The organism is Enterococcus sp. DJ147D b, from assembly GCF_058216655.1.
In genome coordinates, this window is the sequence record NZ_CM177104.1 from 216,645 (window position 1) to 237,791 (window position 21,147).

Annotated in this window: 22 protein-coding genes; 15 read left to right on the top strand and 7 right to left on the bottom strand. The window is 35.7% G+C overall.

The window, feature by feature from the left end; translation table 11 throughout:
* Positions 1-46 precede the first annotated feature (46 nt).
* Positions 47-490: an acyl-CoA thioesterase gene (locus AC4BD1_RS01110; protein ID WP_206910125.1), complete on the bottom strand. Its 444-nt coding sequence runs from the start codon at positions 488-490 to the stop codon at positions 47-49.
* 16 nt (positions 491-506) lie between these two features.
* On the bottom strand, positions 507-1,334 hold the full coding sequence (locus tag AC4BD1_RS01115; protein ID WP_206910123.1) for an NAD(P)H-hydrate dehydratase: 828 nt from the start codon (positions 1,332-1,334) through the stop codon (positions 507-509).
* Between the two features lie 145 nt (positions 1,335-1,479).
* Between AC4BD1_RS01115 and pepV the strand changes: the two genes are divergently transcribed.
* Complete coding sequence (pepV, locus tag AC4BD1_RS01120) at positions 1,480-2,904, top strand: dipeptidase PepV (RefSeq protein WP_490485692.1); 1,425 nt, start codon at positions 1,480-1,482, stop codon at positions 2,902-2,904.
* A gap of 60 nt (positions 2,905-2,964) precedes the next feature.
* On the opposite strand, the gene AC4BD1_RS01125 is transcribed toward pepV, so the two are convergent.
* The 4 genes from AC4BD1_RS01125 to AC4BD1_RS01140 form a co-directional block, all read right to left on the bottom strand.
* Positions 2,965-4,152, bottom strand: a complete 1,188-nt coding sequence (locus AC4BD1_RS01125; protein WP_490485693.1) for a hypothetical protein — start codon at positions 4,150-4,152, stop codon at positions 2,965-2,967.
* Complete coding sequence (locus tag AC4BD1_RS01130) at positions 4,139-5,914, bottom strand: DUF6020 family protein (RefSeq protein ID WP_490485694.1); 1,776 nt, start codon at positions 5,912-5,914, stop codon at positions 4,139-4,141. The genes AC4BD1_RS01125 and AC4BD1_RS01130 overlap by 14 nt, the downstream gene beginning before the upstream one ends.
* A gap of 15 nt (positions 5,915-5,929) precedes the next feature.
* A complete protein-coding gene (locus tag AC4BD1_RS01135; protein WP_206909445.1) occupies positions 5,930-6,877 on the bottom strand; it encodes a glycosyltransferase family 2 protein in 948 nt (315 codons plus the stop codon).
* A gap of 172 nt (positions 6,878-7,049) precedes the next feature.
* On the bottom strand, positions 7,050-7,403 hold the full coding sequence (locus tag AC4BD1_RS01140; protein WP_490466743.1) for a PepSY domain-containing protein: 354 nt from the start codon (positions 7,401-7,403) through the stop codon (positions 7,050-7,052).
* A 195-nt stretch (positions 7,404-7,598) separates the two neighbouring features.
* Between AC4BD1_RS01140 and pepA the strand changes: the two genes are divergently transcribed.
* From pepA to ytpR, 4 genes are all read left to right on the top strand, one after another.
* The gene (gene pepA / locus AC4BD1_RS01145) at positions 7,599-8,678 is read left to right on the top strand and encodes a glutamyl aminopeptidase (protein WP_206899439.1); all 1,080 of its coding nucleotides are present in this window, start codon (positions 7,599-7,601) and stop codon (positions 8,676-8,678) included.
* A gap of 148 nt (positions 8,679-8,826) precedes the next feature.
* Positions 8,827-9,147, top strand: a complete 321-nt coding sequence (locus tag AC4BD1_RS01150) for a thioredoxin family protein (protein ID WP_206909443.1) — start codon at positions 8,827-8,829, stop codon at positions 9,145-9,147.
* A gap of 21 nt (positions 9,148-9,168) precedes the next feature.
* Positions 9,169-9,630 carry a universal stress protein gene (locus tag AC4BD1_RS01155; RefSeq protein WP_206909442.1) on the top strand — a complete coding sequence of 154 codons (462 nt, stop codon included), beginning with the start codon at positions 9,169-9,171 and terminating at the stop codon, positions 9,628-9,630.
* A 193-nt stretch (positions 9,631-9,823) separates the two neighbouring features.
* Entirely contained in the window at positions 9,824-10,429 is a 606-nt protein-coding gene (gene ytpR / locus AC4BD1_RS01160) for a YtpR family tRNA-binding protein (RefSeq protein WP_206909441.1), read from the top strand.
* A gap of 71 nt (positions 10,430-10,500) precedes the next feature.
* Here ytpR and AC4BD1_RS01165 read toward each other — a convergent pair whose 3' ends face one another.
* The gene (locus tag AC4BD1_RS01165) at positions 10,501-11,781 is read right to left on the bottom strand and encodes a S1C family serine protease (protein WP_206909439.1); all 1,281 of its coding nucleotides are present in this window, start codon (positions 11,779-11,781) and stop codon (positions 10,501-10,503) included.
* 431 nt (positions 11,782-12,212) lie between these two features.
* Between AC4BD1_RS01165 and rlmH the strand changes: the two genes are divergently transcribed.
* From rlmH to AC4BD1_RS01215, 10 genes are all read left to right on the top strand, one after another.
* Complete coding sequence (rlmH, locus tag AC4BD1_RS01170) at positions 12,213-12,692, top strand: 23S rRNA (pseudouridine(1915)-N(3))-methyltransferase RlmH (protein WP_490466746.1); 480 nt, start codon at positions 12,213-12,215, stop codon at positions 12,690-12,692.
* 85 nt (positions 12,693-12,777) lie between these two features.
* Positions 12,778-13,284, top strand: a complete 507-nt coding sequence (locus AC4BD1_RS01175) for a YehS family protein (RefSeq protein WP_490485695.1) — start codon at positions 12,778-12,780, stop codon at positions 13,282-13,284.
* Between the two features lie 84 nt (positions 13,285-13,368).
* Entirely contained in the window at positions 13,369-13,995 is a 627-nt protein-coding gene (locus AC4BD1_RS01180) for a hypothetical protein (protein WP_490466750.1), read from the top strand.
* Between the two features lie 357 nt (positions 13,996-14,352).
* Positions 14,353-15,291 (top strand): 2-dehydropantoate 2-reductase, encoded by a 939-nt coding sequence (locus AC4BD1_RS01185; RefSeq protein ID WP_490485696.1) that lies wholly within the window; start codon positions 14,353-14,355, stop codon positions 15,289-15,291.
* A 12-nt stretch (positions 15,292-15,303) separates the two neighbouring features.
* Positions 15,304-16,356: a PTS sugar transporter subunit IIC gene (locus AC4BD1_RS01190; protein WP_490485697.1), complete on the top strand. Its 1,053-nt coding sequence runs from the start codon at positions 15,304-15,306 to the stop codon at positions 16,354-16,356.
* Positions 16,357-16,612: 256 nt separating this feature from the next.
* Entirely contained in the window at positions 16,613-17,248 is a 636-nt protein-coding gene (locus AC4BD1_RS01195; protein ID WP_206909431.1) for a DUF998 domain-containing protein, read from the top strand.
* 106 nt (positions 17,249-17,354) lie between these two features.
* Entirely contained in the window at positions 17,355-18,146 is a 792-nt protein-coding gene (msrA, locus tag AC4BD1_RS01200; RefSeq protein WP_206909430.1) for a peptide-methionine (S)-S-oxide reductase MsrA, read from the top strand.
* Positions 18,147-18,435: 289 nt separating this feature from the next.
* On the top strand, positions 18,436-20,358 hold the full coding sequence (locus AC4BD1_RS01205) for a BglG family transcription antiterminator (protein WP_490485698.1): 1,923 nt from the start codon (positions 18,436-18,438) through the stop codon (positions 20,356-20,358).
* Positions 20,359-20,805 carry a PTS sugar transporter subunit IIA gene (locus AC4BD1_RS01210; protein WP_206909426.1) on the top strand — a complete coding sequence of 149 codons (447 nt, stop codon included), beginning with the start codon at positions 20,359-20,361 and terminating at the stop codon, positions 20,803-20,805. It begins immediately after the preceding gene.
* A gap of 19 nt (positions 20,806-20,824) precedes the next feature.
* A complete protein-coding gene (locus tag AC4BD1_RS01215; RefSeq protein WP_206909424.1) occupies positions 20,825-21,139 on the top strand; it encodes a PTS fructose transporter subunit IIB in 315 nt (104 codons plus the stop codon).
* Positions 21,140-21,147: the final 8 nt, after the last annotated feature.

Consider the following 21,147-nt stretch of genomic DNA (forward strand, 5'->3'; position numbering starts at 1 on the left):
TATACGAACTTGACGGTATAAAACAAGAAAAATGCTTGGACATTTTTTATTTTTCTTTGGCATTGTCCAATTTTGCGTAGCTTTTAAAACGTGCATCAAGTGTTGGCAGAATTCGACTAAGCTTTAATAAACGCTGATTTTCTGCGGAGAGAAAACAATGTCTGCTGCTGCCAATCGTGCGTAATTTTTGATCTTCAGTACCATAAATCTGATAACTAAAGTCTAAGCGTGTACCAGTATATTTTTCAATTGTTGGATAAATAATAACTGACTCGCCATAGCGAATCATTTCTTTATATTGGCAACTGACTTCAAGGACGGGAATAATTATTCCAGTTTCTTCAATTTTTTGGTAACTAAAATCAAGGTGATCCAGTAATGCGACACGAGCTTCTTCAAACCAGCGAATATAATTGCTGTGATGAATAATCCCCATTTGATCCGTTTCGTAGTAAAAAGGTGTACGAAGATATCCTGTAAATTTGTCCATAATCAAACTCCTATTTTTATTCTGTACAAAAGTGTGCCATCCATTGTGGAATGGCTTGGCTAATCAGTGTCGGCAGTACGACATAGTGTGTTTGTGCTAAGTGATCTCCAATCAAGCTGTGTAAATAAACCGCGGCTGCGACCGTGTGATCGTTTTTAGAAAATTGGGCAAGAAAAGCCGTGATCATTCCTGCCAAGGTATCACCAGTTCCTCCGGTTGCCATTGCTGCAGACCCAGCCTGATTATAATAGATATTATCTTTATTATAAATAGTAGTTTGATGACTTTTAACAACAAGAATCGCGCCCAGTTCGCTTTGTTTCTCTTGATTTGAACGGTCTGTTTGCGCAGCAATAGAAATACCGCTTAGACGTTGCCATTCCATTTGATGCGGTGTTAATACAGTATGCTCAGGGTAAGGTAAAGAAAGTTTTGTTTCAGCAAGCAAAGTTAATGCGGAACCGTCAATAACTAACCACTGTTGTTTTGTTTGAACTTCTAAAATTGTTTGGAGTAAACCTAAACTGAGAGCAGAAGTACCTAATCCTGGACCAATCAATACCACATCAGCTTGTCGAATGGCTGTTAGACAAGTCGCTTGATCCTGCCAGTCAACAACCATTGCCTCAGGAAGATGAACATGGAGTGGAGCATGGTTCTTCTCATCGGTTATAACCGTGGTCAGCCCAGCGCCACTATTAACTGCAGCTAAAGCACTCATGATAATTGCGCCACCATACTGCTGATTTCCTCCAATCAAAACAACTCGACCAAAAGTACCTTTGTGAGAGTGACTAGGCCGTTTAGTAATTACCTCTCGTAATAGTTGTTCATCAAGAATCATTAAATATCCCTCCAATAAGTTGAACGATTCGAGTATTTGTAAGGAACGGCAAACTGACGAAATTGTCAGACTTTTTGAACTATTTTTTTCTTGATTTTATGGTATCATAAAACACGAAGACTTAATAAGGTGGAGGATTAACTTTATGACAATTGATTGGCAAAAAGAAGTAGAAGCACGTAAAGAAGATTTGCTTGAAGATTTAAAAAATTTATTACGCGTCAACAGTGAACGTGATGATTCTAAGGTGACGGAAGATGCACCATTTGGTCCTGGCCCACGTGACGCATTAAAACATATGCTTGCTTATGGTGAACGTGATGGTTTTGTAGTGAAAAACGTTGATAATTATGCGGGACATATTGATATGGGTGAAGGCGATGAAACGTTAGGTATCTTTGGTCACATGGACGTTGTTCCTGCTGGTGATGGTTGGGATACCGATCCTTATGAACCAGTAATCAAAGATGGAAAAATCTTTGCTCGTGGGTCAAGTGACGACAAAGGTCCAAGTATGGCTGCTTATTATGCAATGAAAATTATCAAAGATTTAGACTTGAAATTATCTAAAAAAGTTCGTTTTGTTGTTGGTAGTGATGAAGAAAGTGGCTGGGGCGACATGGCGTACTACTTCGAACATGAAGAAGAGCCTGATTTTGGTTTTTCTCCAGATGCAGAATTTCCAATTATCAATGGTGAAAAAGGAAATGTTTCTTTAGGACTGCACTTCCAAGGAAATAATGCAGGCGACTATGTTTTAAAATCTTTCACTTCTGGTTTGCGTGAAAACATGGTTCCAGGAACAGCTGAAGCAAAACTTGAAGTACCGAATACTGATGCTGCAATCGCAATGGAAGAAGCATTCTTCAAATTTACGGAAGCAAATCCTGTTAGCGGAATGATTGAAGCAGATGGAACATTCGTATCAATTGAATTAGTCGGAAAAGGTGCCCATGGTGCAAGCCCTCAATCAGGAATCAATGCAGGAACATTTTTAGCAACATTCTTAGATACTTATGCTTTTGGTGGTGCTGCGAAACAATTTATCCATGTAGCCGCTGCTTATGTCCATGAAGATTTTTATGGTGAAAAATTAGGTGTGGCTTATGAAGATGAAAAAATGGGCAAACTAACGATGAATGCTGGATTATTTGCGTTTAAAGCAGACGAAGAAAGCACACAAGCAGAAAACTTCATCAATATGAACTTCCGCTTCCCTAAAGGAGTAACTGTTGAAGGATTAGAAATCGGCGTAGAAAAAACAGTTGGGATGGAAGGTGCTACTGTTACACGTGGCGCGCGTGTAATGGAACCACATTATGTGCCAATGGATGATCCATTGGTTGCAACACTCTTACAAGTTTATGAAGATCACACTGGTGAAAAAGGCTATGAACAAATCATTGGTGGTGGGACTTATGGCCGCTTATTAAAACGTGGTGTTGCTTATGGGGCAATGTTCCCAGGCTATATAGATACAATGCACCAGGCAAATGAATTTATGAGCCTCGATGACTTGTTCAGAGCAACTGCAATTTATGCAGATGCCATTTATCGTTTGGCGAAGTAAAAGTTGTGATTAGTCAACTAAAATAAAAAGGTGAGACAGAATTTTTTCTGTCTCACCTTTTTATTTGACTATTTTTTTAGGTGGAATAAGGCAAGCAAAACCACCTAATATAGCAAACGTGGTAACGATTTGTGTCCGATAAGTAAACCAATGATGGATTTGTGAGTGGTTAGCTAAAACGTTATACCAAATATAAGGTGTGATGGCAATAAGTAAGAACACTAAAACAAATTGAAACGGTAAATGCTCTGTTCGGTTTTTATATGCAAGATATAGGAAAATAAAACAGGTTATTGCTAACAATAAGATAATTACTTTAGGATACATTAAAGTGAAGTTGTCCTTAAGCATTGCTAATCGATGTAAAGGATATTTTTCATTTCCCTCTGTTCGAAAAAGAATCTGATTGAAAGCATCCTTTACGATATTTTGTTTAAGAATGACTGAAGAAATGATCCATTTACTCAACCAAGTTAAGCCGTAGCCGATTGACCAGAAAAAACCAGTGGATAAGAATATTTCTATTTTTTTGCCTAAAGAAGTATCCTGCTTTTTAACATCTTTACTATTTAGATAGAAAAGGACAACAATCGGAATTCCCCAAGAAATCAAAGGTGTTGTTAGTAAATCAAAAAAGTTTGCTAGAGAACCAATACTAAAAAAATAAAGAAGAATGCTACTTTTGTCTTGAAATAGTTTTGGTTTTACTAAAAGTAATAATAAAGCGAATAAGGTCAGAATCAAAATATTTGAAAACTGCATACTGAAAAAGAAAACTGACACGTTAGCTGCAGCTAACGACAATAAGAAAGCAATCCCCAAATAAATGTCTGTTCTTTTTATTAAAAAGTAGGAGACAATTCCAATCAAAAGAAATAAAAGAGAAGCATAAATCATTCGGATACTGCCAAGAGACATAGCTGCTAACAATGGACGTAAAAATACTTGATAACCATGCCAATACCGAGGATAGCCGTTTATCGACATAATATTTTCTACAAGGGATAATTTATGATCTTTCATTGATTTCTTTACCATCAACTTGTCTGTAAAATTATCTAATTTTGTACCATTTTCATTCGCTGAATTGATTGTAGGATAATTGCCTTCTTTTTCAAATACTTTGACTGAACTGGTTACATGAGACGAAAGAAAACGATCTGGAATGCTATAAGCGATAGTTAAAGTTAGACAATAACTAAAAATTAATAAAAAGAAAATAATCGTAGTTTTTTTAATTAGTTTCATAATCGACTCCTTCTTTTTTTTCAAAATCAAATTTGATAAATGGTATCAAAAGATAAATAGGTAGCCCCAATGCTAAAATAAAGACATAGCGTAAGCTAAACGCAACAGGAGTGGCAATCATGATAGTTAGAAAGACAAGTATTCCTGGTGATAGAAGTAATAAAAATCGATATTTTTTTTGAGATAGTAAAAGAAAAACACTAAAAATAAGTAACCATAATAAGGTGCCAGAACCCAAAAAATTTCGTGCGTCAATCAATTTTGTTGTGCTTGAGATACCCATAAAACGCTCAATTAAATTAATTTGAGTGATACCATAATTATTGGTGTTGACACGAGTATCAAGAAAACCATAGTTATTTTTTACGCCAGGAACCCAAAAACCAAATGTTTCTAGAATATAAGCGTCAGTGTAAATAGAAAGGTTTTTTGGTAAATTTCTACCCCATAAGAGTAAGAATTCTTTATTATGTTCGTCTAAGAAAGTATTGTTAAAATTTTTATGCCATTTAATGGAGTCAGCTAGACTTGGTGTATAAGCTTCATAGTCTTGTAGAGGTAGGATTTTATCCATTAAGGCTAAATCATCTTTAGCTAAATCTCCATCCATAACGATTGCTCTGGTGATCTGTTGCATTGGTACGCCTAATCGTTCAGCGGAAGCTGTTGGAACTGCATATCTAGTCATGAGTGGTTGAATAACTAAGACTGTGAGTAAAAGATAACCTGCAATCACTTGGGAAATGGCTTTGATTTGTCGGTTCTTGAGTGAAATAACTAGAGCAATAATTCCTGTCCCCACCACAACATACAACCCATTATTTCTTAGATAAGTGGTTAGTAAAGCAAACAAAATAATAACTAATTTTCTTGTGAAATTCACTTTACTCTCAACGATAAAATCAAATAATGTTAACGAGAATAATAGACATGCAATAGAAAACAAAATATCTTTTTGCATATTCAATGCATAGATTGGAAAAACAGGTGCTAAAGCAAAGTAACTAGTTGCGAGAAGAATGACAAATTTATTCACTTTCTTTTTTAGTAACCAGCAGAGAGAATAACTGATGGTAGTTGCTAAAAGAATTGATTGTATAATTGAAAAAAGGAAAACGCCATGATTGATGCTCTTAGTAGGCAAATCATGAACGAAAAATTTTACGATCAATGTAAATAGAACTGGATGATGATTATTTATTGGTTGATCTCCCATCGCTTGTGCGACTGAACTTAATGAATCAGGTAAAACTACACCAGGATATAAAGTTAGCGCATAAGGACTCCAACAAATTAATAGAAGTAGTGTGAAGAAGATGAAGTATCTACCAAACGAAAAATACTGAGTTTCAAATCTTTCCAGTTTCACTTTCATCTTAGGTAATAAGATTTGTGCATATTGTAAAATCAAAAAGAAATAAAATAACATTGCAACAAAAAGTGTGAATTGAAAAATACCGAAAGAATCAATTGTTGTTTCGTGATAGTTTCCAGAGACCCTTTCAAAATGAATCCGATTTTTAGTCATTAAAGTCAGTGCAAAAATCATTGAAAAAATCACATTTAAAAAAGCAAGTCTAGGTTGTTTAAATGATAACAGATGTTTTCCTTCTTGCATCAATGCGATTAGAAGTAATCCTACTAGAGATATAATAACTACTGGATTCAGTGAACCAAAGCCGTAAGCTGTTAAAAATGAGAGGAAAAAAGTAGCCAATAGTAATAGAAACTTAGAAAAAGGATAGGCGATAGTTAAATTCATACGAACCTCCTCAAACTACTTTTCTTTTTGTTGTTCATGGTAGACATGGTATAAATTCAGCTCGTATTCTTTTTTTGCATTCGACACGACAGTATCTAAGATCAAACCAGTAATCAAAGAAAGCATAGCCATTGTCATTAACCCAGTGCTCAGAATAGCAGAAGGAATACGTTCGATGAATCCTGTCACCATAAACTCACGTATAACTGGAATACCTACAAGTAAACCTAATACGAAGAAAAGGATTGTCCAAATACCAAAAAAAAGTAATGGTTTGTAGTCTTTACACATCTTGATAATCATCATAATTACTTTAAAACCATCTGAAAAAGTATTTAATTTTGACTCGCTACCTTCTGGGCGGTCACGGTAGTCAATTGGTACTTCGACTAGTTTGAATTTTTTATCCAAAGCATGGATCGTTAATTCAGTTTCGATTTGAAAACCAGAGCTCATAATCGGAAAGCTTTTGACGAAAATTCGATTGAAACCGCGATAACCAGTCATAACATCTTTAATGTCTGTTTTATATAATTTTGCGATCGAGTTTTTGACTAGGTTATTACCAAGATCATGAAAGGGCCGTTTGTTTTCATCAAAATACGTACCGTTTGATAAACGATCACCGATTACCATGTCAGCTTCACCAGAACGTAATTTTTCTAATAAGCCATGAACAGCTTCAGCTGGGTACGTATCATCGCCATCAACCATCAAGTAATAATCGGCATCAATATCAAAAAACATTTGGCGAATCACGTTTCCTTTACCTTGTCGTGGTTCTTTTTTGACGATAGCGCCACCTTGAATGGCAAGATCATAGGTTTTGTCGGTTGAATTATTGTCATAAACATAAATATCTGCCTCAGGTAGTTCCCGTTTAAAATCAGCAATAACTGTTGAAATCGTTGCTTCTTCATTGTAGCAGGGAATCAATACAGCAATTTTTTCACGTTGTTCCATGTTGCACTCTCCTTAATTTAAAAACTAGTTTAAGAATAACGTATATTAGCTTAGAATGCTAGATAAGTTCAGATAGATAAAAATCATTTTTGCTAAAAGTAAAGTTATTTTTTAACGAAAAAGTCCCTTAGAAAAACTGCAGATTTTTTCTAAGGGAGAGGTGTTTTTCGTCTTAAAAAGTGGATTCATACTTTTCTCGGGAAATATCTAACACAGTTCCAGTATGAGCATCGGCTAAGAATTCATAGTAGACGATTTCGCCATCTTCCATTCGAGAAATTCCCCCGCGATAACCATTTGAGTGGATCGCAAATTTTCTAATTGGTTCTTTTTCAAAAGAGATCCATGAACCTTCAATTGAGCCTTCTTTTAAAAAGGCATTTTTAATCTTGGAAAGGACTTGATCCGCGGTCAATGATTTTTTGTGATGATACCAGACTGTGGAAGCAACACCAGTTAAGAGACCAAGGCCAACACCAAGCACTAATCCGCCTTTAAAATAATTGTAGTCTTTTTCTTTGGACATTCAGGTAATCCTCCTTCTTTCACTTCATGTATCTGGGTTTATTCTACCATACTCTCGGTTTTTCTCAGAAATAAATAACCAATCTTTCGCAAAATAAGTTATAATGAAAACGTCGATTTATTCGGAGAAAACTTTTTTTGAATGGATCAAATAAAAGTCTGAGAGGAGTTTAGTCTGAAATTTAGACGATATATTATGGAAGAAAAAACATTTCAACGTATTAAAGAACTAACTGAATTACAAGGAACAAGTGGATTTGAACAAGATATTCGTGCATACATGGAAGGACACATGGAACCATTAGTGGATGAGTTACAACTAGATGGTCTTGGTGGCATTTTTGGGTTGCGTAACCATGAAGATGCAGATGCACCACGAGTAATGGTGGCAGCACACATGGATGAAGTTGGATTTATGCTAACTCAAATCCAAGATAATGGTTTATTTAAAGTAGTTCCTTTAGGTGGCTGGAATCCTTATGTTGTTTCGGCACAACGTTTTACTTTGAAAACATCATCTGGTAAAAATTATCCTTGTATTTCTTCATCAGTTCCACCACATTTACTACGTGGAACAAGCGGTCAAAAATCAGTCGAAGTAACAGATATTTTATTTGATGCAGGATTTGAATCACGTGAAGAAGCCATGAGCTATGGCGTCTTACCTGGTGATACGATCGTACCTTTTGCTGAAACGATCAAAACGGCAAATGGGAAAAATATTATCAGCAAATCTTGGGACAATCGTTATGGTTGTACAATGGTTTTAGAAGCACTAGAAGCGTTACAAAATGAAAAATTAGGCCACACTTTGATTGCAGGGGCGAATGTGCAAGAAGAAGTTGGCTTGCGTGGATCAAAAGCATCTGTCAATAAATTTAAACCTGATTTATTCTTTGCGGTAGACTGCTCTGCTGCAGATGATACTGTAACGAAAAAAGGAACCTTTGGACACTTAGGAGAAGGTACACTGATGCGTATCCAAGATCCTGGTTTGATCATGTTGCCTCGTTTACGTGAATATCTGTTAGATGTTGCAGAAACAAACAATATCCCGTACCAATACTTTGTTTCAAAAGGTGGAACAGACGCAGGTGCTGCTCATACTCAAAACGAAGGAATCCCAAGTACAGTTATTGGCGTAGTAGGACGTTACATCCACACACACCAAACAATGTTTAGCATCAGCGACTTTGAAGCAGCAAGAGAAATGCTGATTCAAACACTGAAAGGCTTAGACAAATCAACTGTAAATACGATTGTTTACGGAAAATAATTGAAGCTAAATATAAGAAATCTGATAAGATAGAAATTTTCTATTTTATCAGATTTTTTTTATCAAAACAAAAATCTTCAAACGTTTGTCAGTTTGTGAGAAAGGTGTATAATTTAAGTAAAGATGATAGTAGGAGGAAAGAAAACGGATGATTATTCCAAAAAGTCTAGAGGAATTAGCAAGTTATGTAGAAAAAGGAAAAAACGTATTTTTCTTTACAGCCGATTGGTGCGGTGATTGTCGTTTTATCAAACCACAGCTACCAGAAATTGAACAAGATTTTTCTGATTGGCATTTTATTGAAGTCGATCGTGATAAATATATCGATATTGCTGCAAATTGGAGTATTTTTGGTATCCCTAGTTTTGTAGTCATTGAAGATGGTAAAGAGTTAGGACGATTAGTGAATAAAAATCGTAAAACGAAGCAAGAGATTGAAGATTTCCTAAAAAGTGTCACAGTTGATTAACATCTATTAGGAGGGGTCGAAATGGATCAAGAGTATAAAAATATTTTAGTAGGTATTGATGGTAGCGAACAAGCCAATGCTGCATTTAAAAAAGCAGTAGAGGTTGCTCGTCGAAATAACGGAACAGTTTATGTGGCCAACGTGATTGACCAACAATTTTATAATTTTATGGGTTATGCACCAATGGATCAAAATTTGATCGATCAAGGAACGGAAAACGCTAAAGAAATGATTCAAAGTTGTAAAGACTATGGAAAATCAGTCGACTATACAAAGATTGAAGGAATTATAGCTTACGGGTCAGTCAAAGAAGCAATGGCTGTTAATTTACCAAAAAAATATCAGATTGACCTTATCATGGTTGGGCAATCTGGCTTAAATGCTGTTGAACGTTTTATGACCGGTAGCGTGGCTAGCCATGTTATTCGTCGAGCACCTTGTGATGTATTGATTGTGACCGAAGAAAAAGACGAGGAAGCATAGAATCTTCGCTTTCTTTTACTCAATGATTGTTGAAAAGTACTATGTTGAAAAAAGTGGGTGGCAAACTCAAAAGTTGACTTTTGTCACTCCCTTTTTTTGGTCATTTTTCATGACGCGAATGAAAAAAATCTCATGCAGAAGTGTGTTTTTTTTGTTAAGATAAACCCCAGCAAGAGATAATGGAGGAAAGAACATGATTTTTGCTTATAACAAAGCACACGTCGGAGATACCTTAATGGTAGTTGTAGCCGACGACAAAGGAACTGAAAATAAAGTTGAACGGAAATGGAATGTAGCTCAAGTGAAAGATGCTTCTGGTCAAATCGTTGCTTGGAACTTTTTCCACATTTCTGATCATTTGGCTATTGAAGGAAATGGACAAGTAACAATTAACCAAGAACAATTAGCGGAATTAAATCGTTTGATTAAAGAAGCTGGTTTTACCGAGACATTGATTGCGGATAATGAACCTAAAATTGTTGTTGGCTATGTTAAAACATGTGTCCCACATCCTGATTCTGATCATTTATCCATTACAGAAACAGAAGTTGATAATGGAAATGTTTTACAAATCGTTTGTGGCGCGCCCAATATCGAAGCTGGACAAAAAGTGGTTGTGGCAAAACCGGGCGCAATGATGCCTGATGGCTTGATGATTTGGCCTGGATCATTACGTGGCGTAGAGAGCTACGGTATGATCTGTTCGGCTCGCGAATTACATTTGCCAGATGCGCCAACAGAAAAAGGAATCTTAGTCTTACCAGAAGATGCAGTTGTTGGTGAAGCATTTCCTAAATAGAAATTAAATGAATCGAAAAAGGTGGGACAAAACGTCGTTTCGTTTTGTCCCACCTTTTTTGTTACACATTATTATTGATTTGAATTATTTTGTTTCAATGAAGATTGATCGATTGTCAATTCTACCGTAGCAGTTTTTTCTTCAGATCCTCGGTAGTAAGTTACTTTGACACTGTCACCAACTTTTTTCTTGTAAAGTGCAGTTTGTAACTCTACCCCAGAAGAAACTTCAGTATCATCAATTTTAGTGATAACGTCGTATTGTTTCAATCCTGCTTTTTCAGCAGGAGTAGCTGCTTGAACATTAGTTACGATGACACCATTTGTCACTGAAGTTGGAATCTTCAATACTTGTTCTTGTTGTTGTGTAGAGATAGCAGACAAGTCGACCATTGTGATTCCTAGTGCAGGACGGGTTACTTTTCCATCTTTTTCTAATTGATTGATTACATTCACTACATCATTACTTGGAATTGCAAAGCCCATGCCTTCCACATTTACGTCAGATGAAGATTCTGATGTACTAGCAATCTTGCTTGAGTTGATTCCGATTACTTGTCCTTCAATGTTTACTAATGGACCACCTGAATTCCCAGGATTGATTGCCGCATCGGTTTGGATTGCATTGATATTGACTGTTTCGTTTGATTCGTTGGTACTAGTTACTTGACGATTTAAAGAAGAAACGATACCTGAAGTTACTGAGTTAGCATAAGCTGAGCCAAGTGGCGAACCGATCGCAATAGCAGGCTCACCAACTTTTAAGGATTCAGAGTCACCAAATGAAGCAACTGTATCGACTTTATCAGCATTGATTTTTAGTACTGCTAAGTCAGAATAAGCATCCGTTCCCACTAATTCGGCCTTTACTTTACTTCCGTCTTTCAGTAAAACTTCTAAACCTTGTTGGCCATCGACTACGTGATTGTTTGTAACGATATAGGCAGAGTTTCCATCTTTCTTATAAATGACACCACTACCTTCGCTATAAGCTTCTAAATTCTCATCAGAACTGCTTTGTTCCTGTTGTCCAAAGAGCTGACCGAATTCGCTTGATTGATTTTGGTTTTGCAAATTAATGACTGAAACGACAGCGCCTTGTACTTTATCAACAGCACTAGTAATATCAGATTCAACATTAACTTTGACATTCTCAACGACTGTTTCACCAGCAGAATTTTGATTGCCGCTTGCGCTGGTTGAAGAAGTTGTAAAAGACGAGCCCATAGCACCATAAAATATACCTGCAGTAATCAATCCGCCAAGGACACCACCAACGAGGCCAAGTCCTAACTTTCTCCAAAATCCCTGATTATTTTTTTTCATTTTAGGTGTCACATCTTTTTTATCCATGTGTTCCTCCTCCGTTCACTTTTTTATCTATCATTAGTATAGACTCATTTGATAAATTTAGTCTACTTTTAGACTGTGAACTTTTTATGAAAAACTTTAGGAAAAATATTTGTTTACAGATGAAAAAATTTAGTTGTTGTTTTCCACAGTAGTTGTGCAAAACTTTTTGTTTTTATTGAGGAAAACTAAGTATGAAAGTTATACACAGGGTGTTGATAAAGTGGATAAAAATGGGAGAAACATATGTTTGTATCAAAAATAGTGATAAAACAAGGAAAAAAACAGGGGTTTCTGTGGATAAACCTGTGGATGTTGTGCATAACTATGTGTGCAAAACTTTTCCACTTGTGCGGAAGAAAAAAAGAAAAAAGCATGATAAACTAAAGTGAAATGTTAATAGCAGTAATTTTGTGTGGATAAAGGGGTAGAAGATGAATATTAAAATAATATCTGTTGGGAAATTAAAGGAAAAGTATCTAATTCAAGGAATCAACGAATATGTAAAACGTCTTGGGGCGTATGCAAAAATGGAATTGATTGAAGTGCCTGATGAAAAAGCGCCAGAAAATTTAAGTGATGCACAGATGCAACAAGTCAAAGACAGGGAAGGTGAGCGTATTCTTTCGAAAATCAAAGAACATGATTATGTTTTTGCATTGGCAATTGATGGAAAAAACCCAACGAGTGAAGCATTTGCAAAACAAATTGATCAATTAGGTATCCAAGGGAAAAGTCATCTGACATTTGTGATTGGTGGGTCACTTGGGCTAAGCGAGTCTGTGGTGAAACGAAGCAATACGCAAATCTCATTTGGTAAAATGACTTACCCACACCAATTGATGCGCCTTATTTTAGTGGAACAAATTTACCGTGTGTTTCGGATCAATACGGGGGCGCCTTATCATAAATGATACGTTTTTATTATCAATATTGAATCAAATTTTAGAGAAGCTAAGGTATGTAAGGAAGTAAATATTAAATACTTAGGAGAAGTAAATGAATAACAACGATAGATTATTGCGACTACGTTATGCCATTGATTTGAAAGATGCAGATTTGATTAAAGCTTTTGAACTGGGCGGTGTACCATTAACTAAAGAAGAAGCTAGGGCGGTACTGACAAAAGTCCAAGACAAGCACGAAGACAATGCAGAAAATAATGTGTATGAAAAAGCCATCAACAATCAGATTTTTGACGCATTCCTTAATGGTCTGATTCTCTTAGCTCGTGGTCCGCAAAAAGATAAGTCAACAGCAAGCACGCCACAAAAGAGTAAGGAAATAAAACATATCAACAATGTGTTGCTAAAAAAACTAAAAATTGCCTTGTCTATGACCACTGATGATATTTTAGATGTTTTTTCTGAGGCAGAAATCTATCCATCAAAAGGAGAAATCGGTGCATTTTTGAGAAAAGAAGGACAACGAAATTTTAAGTCTTGCGGAGATAAATATATGCGTAAGTTTCTCAAGGGGCTTGGAATTTATAATCGTAAAGGATAAATGGCACACGACAGAGAAAAGTTTGTTGTTTCGATGAGAGCTAGTGTTGATAGCAGATGAAATTTAAGGAGATAGAGGGGTTCTATGAATAACGAAGATGAGATACTTTTCAAAGAAATAAAAGATCGATGTAGGCTCAGTTTTGAACTTCGTGGCAAAATGTCCTTGATACAAGAAAAAAAGTACGTAGCTAATAAATCAAATTTTACGCTAGAACATGTGAAGAAATTAATTGCAAATTGGATTAATAGTAGAAGTGAATTTACGGAAATAAAACAACCGATTGCATTTGACATGAAAAAGCTTTTGCTAAATAAGAGTGAGAGAGAACTAGCTTTTAGAGATAAAGGGCAAGAAATAATTGATTCATTAAGTGAAGTGAGGCCGTATGAATATTTGTACGTAACACATAGGGAAGATGGAATGGTCGTTACCGTGGGTAAATCATCTTCTGATGGTATTTTTTTAGGTGGAGATCTTTTTTATCAACTCAATACAAATCGTTTATCCGGTACTGAAAATATAATTTTAAGGGCTCAATATGGCAATGAACGATTGGCAAAATATGATGAACTTTTACGAAATTATTTAGTTTGGGCTTGGATAGTTCCCGTCGAGTCAGGAAAAGCTAAGAAACTGGAGAGATTATTAGGAGATGAACTAATTAATCAAGAAGTACCAATTTTAAATTATTATTCTCATAGACAATAAAAGGCAGTTTCTCATGGTAATGCTCGCTATAACTGTGAAAATGGAAGAAAATCTGGGGTAAAGTTTTTTTGAAAAGGAAACTCCCAATCAAATGAATAAAAGACTTTCATAGATACGAAATTCAATCCTCTACTCTTTAGATAGAAGAAGTAGGGGAATTTTTTATGAATGTATCGTTTTTCTTACTGCCAGTTTGGTTTAAGATAAACTAAGAATATGATACCTGTTTTATTGATGCGCTGATAAAACAACGGAAACTATGGATATAAGTATGGAAGACGAGTGGAAAATAATGAAACAAGATTGTGAAATCGTTCTCAAATGAGTATAATAGAAAGAAAAAAGGAGGAAGAGTAAATGAAAATAGCAATTGCAGGTGCTGGCGCAATGGGAAGTCGTTTTGGCTTAATGCTTCATCAAGGAGGAAATGACGTATTATTAATTGATGGTTGGGCAGACCATGTCCAACAAATCAAAGAGCATGGCTTAAAAGCCAATTTTAATGGTGAAGAAGTGATAGAACAGTTACCAATTGTTCTTCAATCTGAAGTAGAGAAAAAAGATCAGGTGGATTTGATTATTCTGTTTACCAAAGCGATGCAGCTAGAAAAGATGCTACAAGATATCCAATCGTTGATCAAAAAAGATACAGAAGTTTTATGTTTGTTAAATGGTATCGGGCATGAAGATATTATTGAGAAGTTTGTACCAATGGAAAATATTTATATTGGAAATACAATGTGGACTGCAGGTTTAGAAGGACCAGGTCAGGTCAAGTTATTTGGCAATGGTTCAGTAGAGTTACAAAATCTAGGTGCTGGAAAAGAAGCAGCTGCGAGAAAACTGGCGGATAAATTATCTCAATCAGGACTAAATGCTCATTTTTCTGATAATATTCATTATTCTATTTATCGTAAAGCCTGTGTGAATGGAACCATGAATGGGCTATGTACGATCTTAGATGTTAATATGGCTGAGCTAGGAAGAACATCAACTGCTCATAAGATGGTGGAAACGATTGTTAATGAATTTGCCAAAGTGGCAGCAGTAGAAAACATTGAACTAGATATTCCAGAAGTCATTGCACATTGTGAATCTTGTTTTGACCCAGAAACAATCGGGCTACATTATCCTTCAATGTATCAAGACCTAATCAAGAATCATCGATTAACAGAAATCGATTATATCAATGGGGCAATTTCTAGAAAAGGTAAGAAATATGATATTGCAACACCTTATTGTGATTTCTTAACTGAACTTGTCCATGCAAAAGAAGATAGTTTAAATGTAAAGTAAAGGAGAGATTGAATGGAAACTTCACAAAAAATATCACCGAAAATTTTTCTGAATAAAGTTCTTGCTGGTACAGCAACGGGGATCATTATTGGATTGATTCCGAATGCAGTATTAGGTGCCATTTTAAAATATTTTAGTGCGTATCCTTTTGCGGTAACAATCGCACAGTTAGCAGTTATTTTTCAACTAGCAACTCCTTTGATTATCGGTAGTTTGATTGCTTTACAATTTGGCTTTGATCCAATGAGAATGATGGTTGTAGCTGGCGCTTCTTTTGTAGGTTCTGGTGTCGTCAAATTCACACCTGAGTTAGGTGAAACAGGTGTTTATGTTGGTGCTGGCACAGGTGATATTATTAACACGATGCTGACAGCGTCGATTGCTGTCGGGCTGATTTTACTAATTGGAAATAGTTTCGGATCGGTTTCGATTGTATTAACGCCAATTGTTGTAGGTGTAGGTGCTGGGTTACTTGGTTTTTATCTGTTTCCTTATGTAACAGCGATTACTTCTGCAATTGGTGCATTAATTAATAACTTCACTACTTTACAACCGTTGTTAATGTCTATCCTGATTGGTTGTTCTTTTGCCTTTTTGATTATCTCGCCTATCTCAACAGTAGCAATCGGAATGGCAATCCAATTAGATGGTGTTTCTGCTGGTGCAGCTGCGATGGGTGTAGCGGCAACGACTTTTGTTTTAGTAGTGAATTCTTGGAAGGTAAACAAATCAGGTGTGACAATTGCGATTGCTTTAGGCGCGATGAAAATGATGATGCCTAACTTATTTAGAAAACCAGTAATTCTTATTCCTTGTTTAGTTAGTGCAGTGATCACAGCTATTCCTGTTGCACTCTTTTCTATTTCAGGTACACCTGCTTCTGCTGGATTTGGTGTAGTCGGGCTTGTTGGTCCGTTGGCTTCTTTAGATGCAGGGTTAAATGTTGTTCTTGTTGTTCTTTGTTGGTTAGTCATTCCTGTTTTTGCGGCACTGATTACCCAATTTTTATGTGAGAAAGTATTTAAACTGTATGACCGAGAAGAAGTGTTCAAATTTTTAGGTTAGTAGATGTTGCTAATAAATTTTTGATTGAGGGAGATGTATGCGTAAGTCAGATGTTGTTGACATCTGACTTACGTTTTTTTGATTGAGATGGAGTTTGACAAATTGATTCTTCCGTTCAAGACAAATTCTAAGTTGTGGATGAAACTTGCTTTACGTCTGTTGATTGTTCAAAAGACAACTATACTAAGATTATGTGTTAAAATAAAAAAAATTTGATCATTAGATTATTGAATGATCACAAAAAGTAGGGGATAAAATGATTGTTTTACAAAAATACGGTTTTTATTTTTTATTATTAGGTGTGATTAGTGATTTGTTGACCCCTTATATCCTTGGTCTTTTTTATCCTAAGCTAAATCAAATGACTACCGTGATAAGCTTGTTTGGTGACGTAAATAGTCCAGTCAGAAGTGCTTTTTTGATTTGGTCAGTTGTATCTGGACTTTTTTTTGTTCTGTCATTGCCTGCGTTGTATCAACTATTTGTCGGAACATCAAAAACACTTGCGATACTTGCAGTCGCAGCAGTTGGTCTATATGGGATAGGTGATTGTATTTTTACTGGGTTATTCAGTATCAATACGAATGAAAGTTCTTGGAATTTTTCGACTTGGGTTCATAACACAGGTTCTGGACTAGGCTATGCAGGATTTTTACTTTTCCCATTGTTACTTGTTTTGCTCTATCGACAAAGGGGTCAAACCACACTTAGCCATGTTTATCTTGTTTTAACTGTTATTAGTTTGCTGATCGCAGGTCTTTACGGATTAGCACGGATTCCGTCAATTAGTCAGTTCACATTTTTTAAACAATTGGGCTTTTTTCAACGTTTGAGTTTTTTCTTTAACTATTTGCCGATGATTTGTTTAAGCTTTTTTCAATTACGAAGTTAGAAAACATAGGCAAGCTTGACTAAATAAGAGATTGTTATGCTTTGTGCTAAATATCAAGTAATTATTTTTAAGTAAACGAGAAGGAAAGTTGAAAGAAGGGCATTGTATGTTGGATATAACACAGGTGGAAGCAGATATTTATAATCTTATTTTGAATCCAAACACAAGAGAATGGGAAAGAATACAATTTGAAGAAGCAAAAGAAAATATAGTAAGGATGCCAACGAAGCAGGCAATAGAAAAACTGGAGGTCAACTTGCGTCCTTTAGCATTGCGAGATAATTTGACACCGGATGTGATGGATTTTTATTTAAGGATCACAGGGGAGTCGGCGAGCGCGAGCGCTTATGATTACGGTAAACATAAGATAACTTCAACCTTGTATCAGGAACGTGCGATTTTTGCCGGAGGCTGCTTCTGGTGCATGGTTGAACCTTTTGAAACAAAACCGGGTGTGATCTCAGTATTATCTGGTTATACAGGAGGCGAAACCAAAGCACCCAATTATGATCAAGTCAGTGGTGGCTATACTGGGCATGTGGAAGCTGTAGAAATCATCTTTGATACACGTCAAATAAAGTATGAAGAATTACTGGAAATTTATTGGCAAATCTCAGATCCTACAGATGCCTTTGGCCAATTTCAAGATCGGGGAAAACAATATCGTTCAATTCTATTTGTTGTGAATGAACAGCAAAGACGATTGGCTGAAAAATCAAAAGAACAACTGATTCAATCTAAACGATATAGCCAACCTATCGTCACAGAGATTCGCCAAGCAAAAACGTTTTGGCCAGCTGAAAATCATCATCAACAATTCTATCAGAAACAACCTCAAAGATATAAGAAGATTAAACATTCGCATCAGCTTCATCTATTTTTTCAGCGATGCAAATAAAAGAAGATTATGAAAGAAATGGCTAGTTTCAATCAATAAAGAACACCATGTGTTTGGAAACAGGAGGTATGACAAAGTTTTTGTCACAACTCCTGTTTTTTTTACTCATCTTTTTTACAAAGAAAAGGCAAATTGACTTACAGAATATTGATTTTCTGTGTGTTCTTGGAGAGAATCTTCCTGATAATTGCTAGATGCCTGATGGAGTTCCACATTAATGATGAACTAAATTCCGTATGAAAGCGCAAACAATAGTTATAAAATAAAAATGTATTCAGGAGGTGCTTATGTGAGTATCAAGTTAGACGATCGTCAAATGAGAATTTTAAATTTTCTGTTGGAAAATAATCACACTACTTATCAAGAATTAGCTAAGCAACTTCAAGTTTCGACAAAAACAATTAGTAAAGCTATTTTTAATTTAAAAGCTGTAATTGAAAAGGATATAGATCTACAAATTGTTGTCCAACCAAAAAAAGGTGTTTCATTAGTAGGTGACAAAGAACATTTAAGAAAACGACTACCAGATTTTGAGATTACTAAAGTGGATACATCAGAAGATCGCATCACTTATGTATTTGCCAAGTTACTGAATACAAATAGTTCTTTGAAAATACAAGATCTTGCAGATGAGCTTTATGTTAGTAGATCAACGATGGAAAGTACGATTAAGGAAGTAAAAAAGAGAGTGATGAAACACGGAATGGTAGTGGTTTCTGACCGCAATGGATTGAAGATCAATGCGAGTGAGAAGGGCAAGCGCAAATTAATGTCAGAAGTATTGAATTATTATTGGGGCGGTTTTACTGCTTCTAGTAATAAATCAGATTTATTGGATTTGAATATTAATCTCTTAGGCGAAGCAAATAATTTTTTAGATAAGAAAATTTTGAAAAAAGTAGCAATGATTCTCAATCGTTTTATGGAAGAAACCCAATTACAATTCACGGATTACGAGTTTCAAACACTAGCGATCCATCTAGCAATCGCACTGGAACGAATTGATTCTAATAATTTTTTATTACAAGAAGGCGGAACAGAAAAAGAAATTTTAGTAAACACTAGCTATTTGATTGATATGTTGGAAAAAGACTTTCATTTTAGTATTCCTCAATATGAACAAGAATATATTGATATTCATATCTCGGCGATTGAAAAAAATGCCATGAATCATAATTTGAGTGAGTCTTCTTTACCTAATCTTGATATGGGAGAGCAACTTAAGCAACTGGTACTTGACGAGCTGAATGAGTTTAGTGCAGACGCAGAACTCATTAATAACCTTGTCCTTCACCTCAATGCAGCTGTTAAACGGTTGCGTTTAGGTGTGAATATCCATAATCCGTATACAGAAAAAATCAAATCATCATTCAAACAAGCCTTCTTTCTTAGTGTCGAGTTGCTCGGAAAAATAGAAGAACAATTTTTGGTGAGGTTTGACGATGACGAAATTGCTTATGTAGCACTTCATATTCAATCCTTTTTAGACAGATATAGACCTAATAAGTCTGATGTGTTGTTAGTTTGTAGCAGTGGATATGGAACTTCAAAATTATTGGAACAGCGAATCAATAGAAATTTTGCAGATTCGATAAAAATCAAAAAAGTCTTGAGTATCAATGAACTTCAGGAAGAAAATATCACAGACGAATTAGTAATCAGTACGATTCCGATCAAGAACGCTAAATTTCCGGTAGTAGTCGTAAGTCCGTTGATGCTTGAAACAGATATCAAAAGAGTTCAACGATACTTGAAAGTTTCGTTAGATCCAGATAGTGCATTTTTCTCATTACTTGATAAGAAGTTTTGTTTTTTTAGCAAGAAAAACGAAGATACTCAGGAAAACGTTCTTAAAACAATTGCCTATACTCTTCAAGAAAAAGGCTATGCAAAAGTAGGTATCTTAGAAAGCGCCACTCGACGAGAAACGTTGTCTTCTACTGCACTCAACGATTTTGCAATGCCTCATGCAGAGATAGCGTATGTCAATGAACCTATTATTAGCATTTATGTTAATCCGCAAGGTATTGACTGGAACGGGATCATTGTCCATTCGGTGTTCTTCTTCGCGTTAAACGAACAGGTAAAACCTGAATTAAACAGCTTGTATGAAACATTTAATGAAATTGTTTCGAACCAACAAGCCTTAACAACACTAAGAGCTAGTTCCTCTTTTGAAGAATTAGTAAAAATATTGAAAGAGGCGGTATAGATGATACGTGAAAAAATCGACGAACGAAATGTCGTATTAGACTTAGAGGCTGGCTCTAAAGAAGAAGTAGTAGATAAATTAGCAACGTTACTGACAGCTAATGGGTTTGTCTCTGAAGTTAATCGATTTAAGAAAGATGTTTTTGAACGAGAAGAACATATGACAACAGGAATTGGCCATAACATAGCGATTCCGCATGGGAAAAGTCAAGCAGTAATTGATTCAACAGTTGCAGTTGCCAAACTAAAGAATGAAGTTGACTGGGGTTCCTTAGACGATCAACCAGTAAACATTGTTTTCTTATTAGCTATCAAAGAAGCGGATAAGGGAAACGAGCATTTACGTGTCCTTGCAGAGTTATCTGGCAAACTAATGGATGATGATTTTGTGAAGGAGATTAAAGAATCAAAAAATAAAGAGGAGTTAATCAAAGCATTGACTTTTTAATAATTGGAGGAGAAGGAATATGACAAAAATGGTTGCAGTAACAGCATGTATCGCAGGAATCGCACACACTTATATGGCAAAAGCAAACTTGGAAAAATTTGCTAAGAAAAATGGCATTGAAATCAAGGTTGAGACACAAGGCGCAATGGGAATGGAAAATAAATTGTCTGAGGCAGAAATTGCTGATGCTGATGTAGTTATCTTTGCGGTGGATACGAACGTAGCAGAACGCAGCCGCTTTGACGGAAAAGAAATTCTTACTGTGAGCACTTCTGAAGTGGTAAAGGATGGAGAAGAGACAATCAAGAAAGCAATTGCACGAATCAATAACTAATAATTTGT

Bases quoted from the DNA above. Each gene is read 5' to 3' on its own strand.
- AC4BD1_RS01130 (WP_490485694.1), bottom strand. From the start codon at position 5,914: ATGAATTTAACTATCGCCTATCCTTTTTCTAAGTTTCTATTACTATTG.
- AC4BD1_RS01165 (WP_206909439.1), bottom strand. From the start codon at position 11,781: ATGGATAAAAAAGATGTGACACCTAAAATGAAAAAAAATAATCAGGGA.
- AC4BD1_RS01150 (WP_206909443.1), top strand. From the start codon at position 8,827: ATGATTATTCCAAAAAGTCTAGAGGAATTAGCAAGTTATGTAGAAAAA.
- pepV (WP_490485692.1), top strand. From the start codon at position 1,480: ATGACAATTGATTGGCAAAAAGAAGTAGAAGCACGTAAAGAAGATTTG.
- AC4BD1_RS01215 (WP_206909424.1), top strand. From the start codon at position 20,825: ATGACAAAAATGGTTGCAGTAACAGCATGTATCGCAGGAATCGCACAC.
- AC4BD1_RS01210 (WP_206909426.1), top strand. From the start codon at position 20,359: ATGATACGTGAAAAAATCGACGAACGAAATGTCGTATTAGACTTAGAG.
- AC4BD1_RS01190 (WP_490485697.1), top strand. From the start codon at position 15,304: ATGGAAACTTCACAAAAAATATCACCGAAAATTTTTCTGAATAAAGTT.
- AC4BD1_RS01135 (WP_206909445.1), bottom strand. From the start codon at position 6,877: ATGGAACAACGTGAAAAAATTGCTGTATTGATTCCCTGCTACAATGAA.
- AC4BD1_RS01155 (WP_206909442.1), top strand. From the start codon at position 9,169: ATGGATCAAGAGTATAAAAATATTTTAGTAGGTATTGATGGTAGCGAA.
- AC4BD1_RS01175 (WP_490485695.1), top strand. From the start codon at position 12,778: ATGAATAACAACGATAGATTATTGCGACTACGTTATGCCATTGATTTG.
- ytpR (WP_206909441.1), top strand. From the start codon at position 9,824: ATGATTTTTGCTTATAACAAAGCACACGTCGGAGATACCTTAATGGTA.
- msrA (WP_206909430.1), top strand. From the start codon at position 17,355: ATGTTGGATATAACACAGGTGGAAGCAGATATTTATAATCTTATTTTG.
- AC4BD1_RS01195 (WP_206909431.1), top strand. From the start codon at position 16,613: ATGATTGTTTTACAAAAATACGGTTTTTATTTTTTATTATTAGGTGTG.
- pepA (WP_206899439.1), top strand. From the start codon at position 7,599: ATGGAAGAAAAAACATTTCAACGTATTAAAGAACTAACTGAATTACAA.
- AC4BD1_RS01180 (WP_490466750.1), top strand. From the start codon at position 13,369: ATGAATAACGAAGATGAGATACTTTTCAAAGAAATAAAAGATCGATGT.
- AC4BD1_RS01110 (WP_206910125.1), bottom strand. From the start codon at position 490: ATGGACAAATTTACAGGATATCTTCGTACACCTTTTTACTACGAAACG.
- AC4BD1_RS01185 (WP_490485696.1), top strand. From the start codon at position 14,353: ATGAAAATAGCAATTGCAGGTGCTGGCGCAATGGGAAGTCGTTTTGGC.
- AC4BD1_RS01115 (WP_206910123.1), bottom strand. From the start codon at position 1,334: ATGATTCTTGATGAACAACTATTACGAGAGGTAATTACTAAACGGCCT.
- AC4BD1_RS01125 (WP_490485693.1), bottom strand. From the start codon at position 4,152: ATGAAACTAATTAAAAAAACTACGATTATTTTCTTTTTATTAATTTTT.
- AC4BD1_RS01140 (WP_490466743.1), bottom strand. From the start codon at position 7,403: ATGTCCAAAGAAAAAGACTACAATTATTTTAAAGGCGGATTAGTGCTT.
- rlmH (WP_490466746.1), top strand. From the start codon at position 12,213: ATGAATATTAAAATAATATCTGTTGGGAAATTAAAGGAAAAGTATCTA.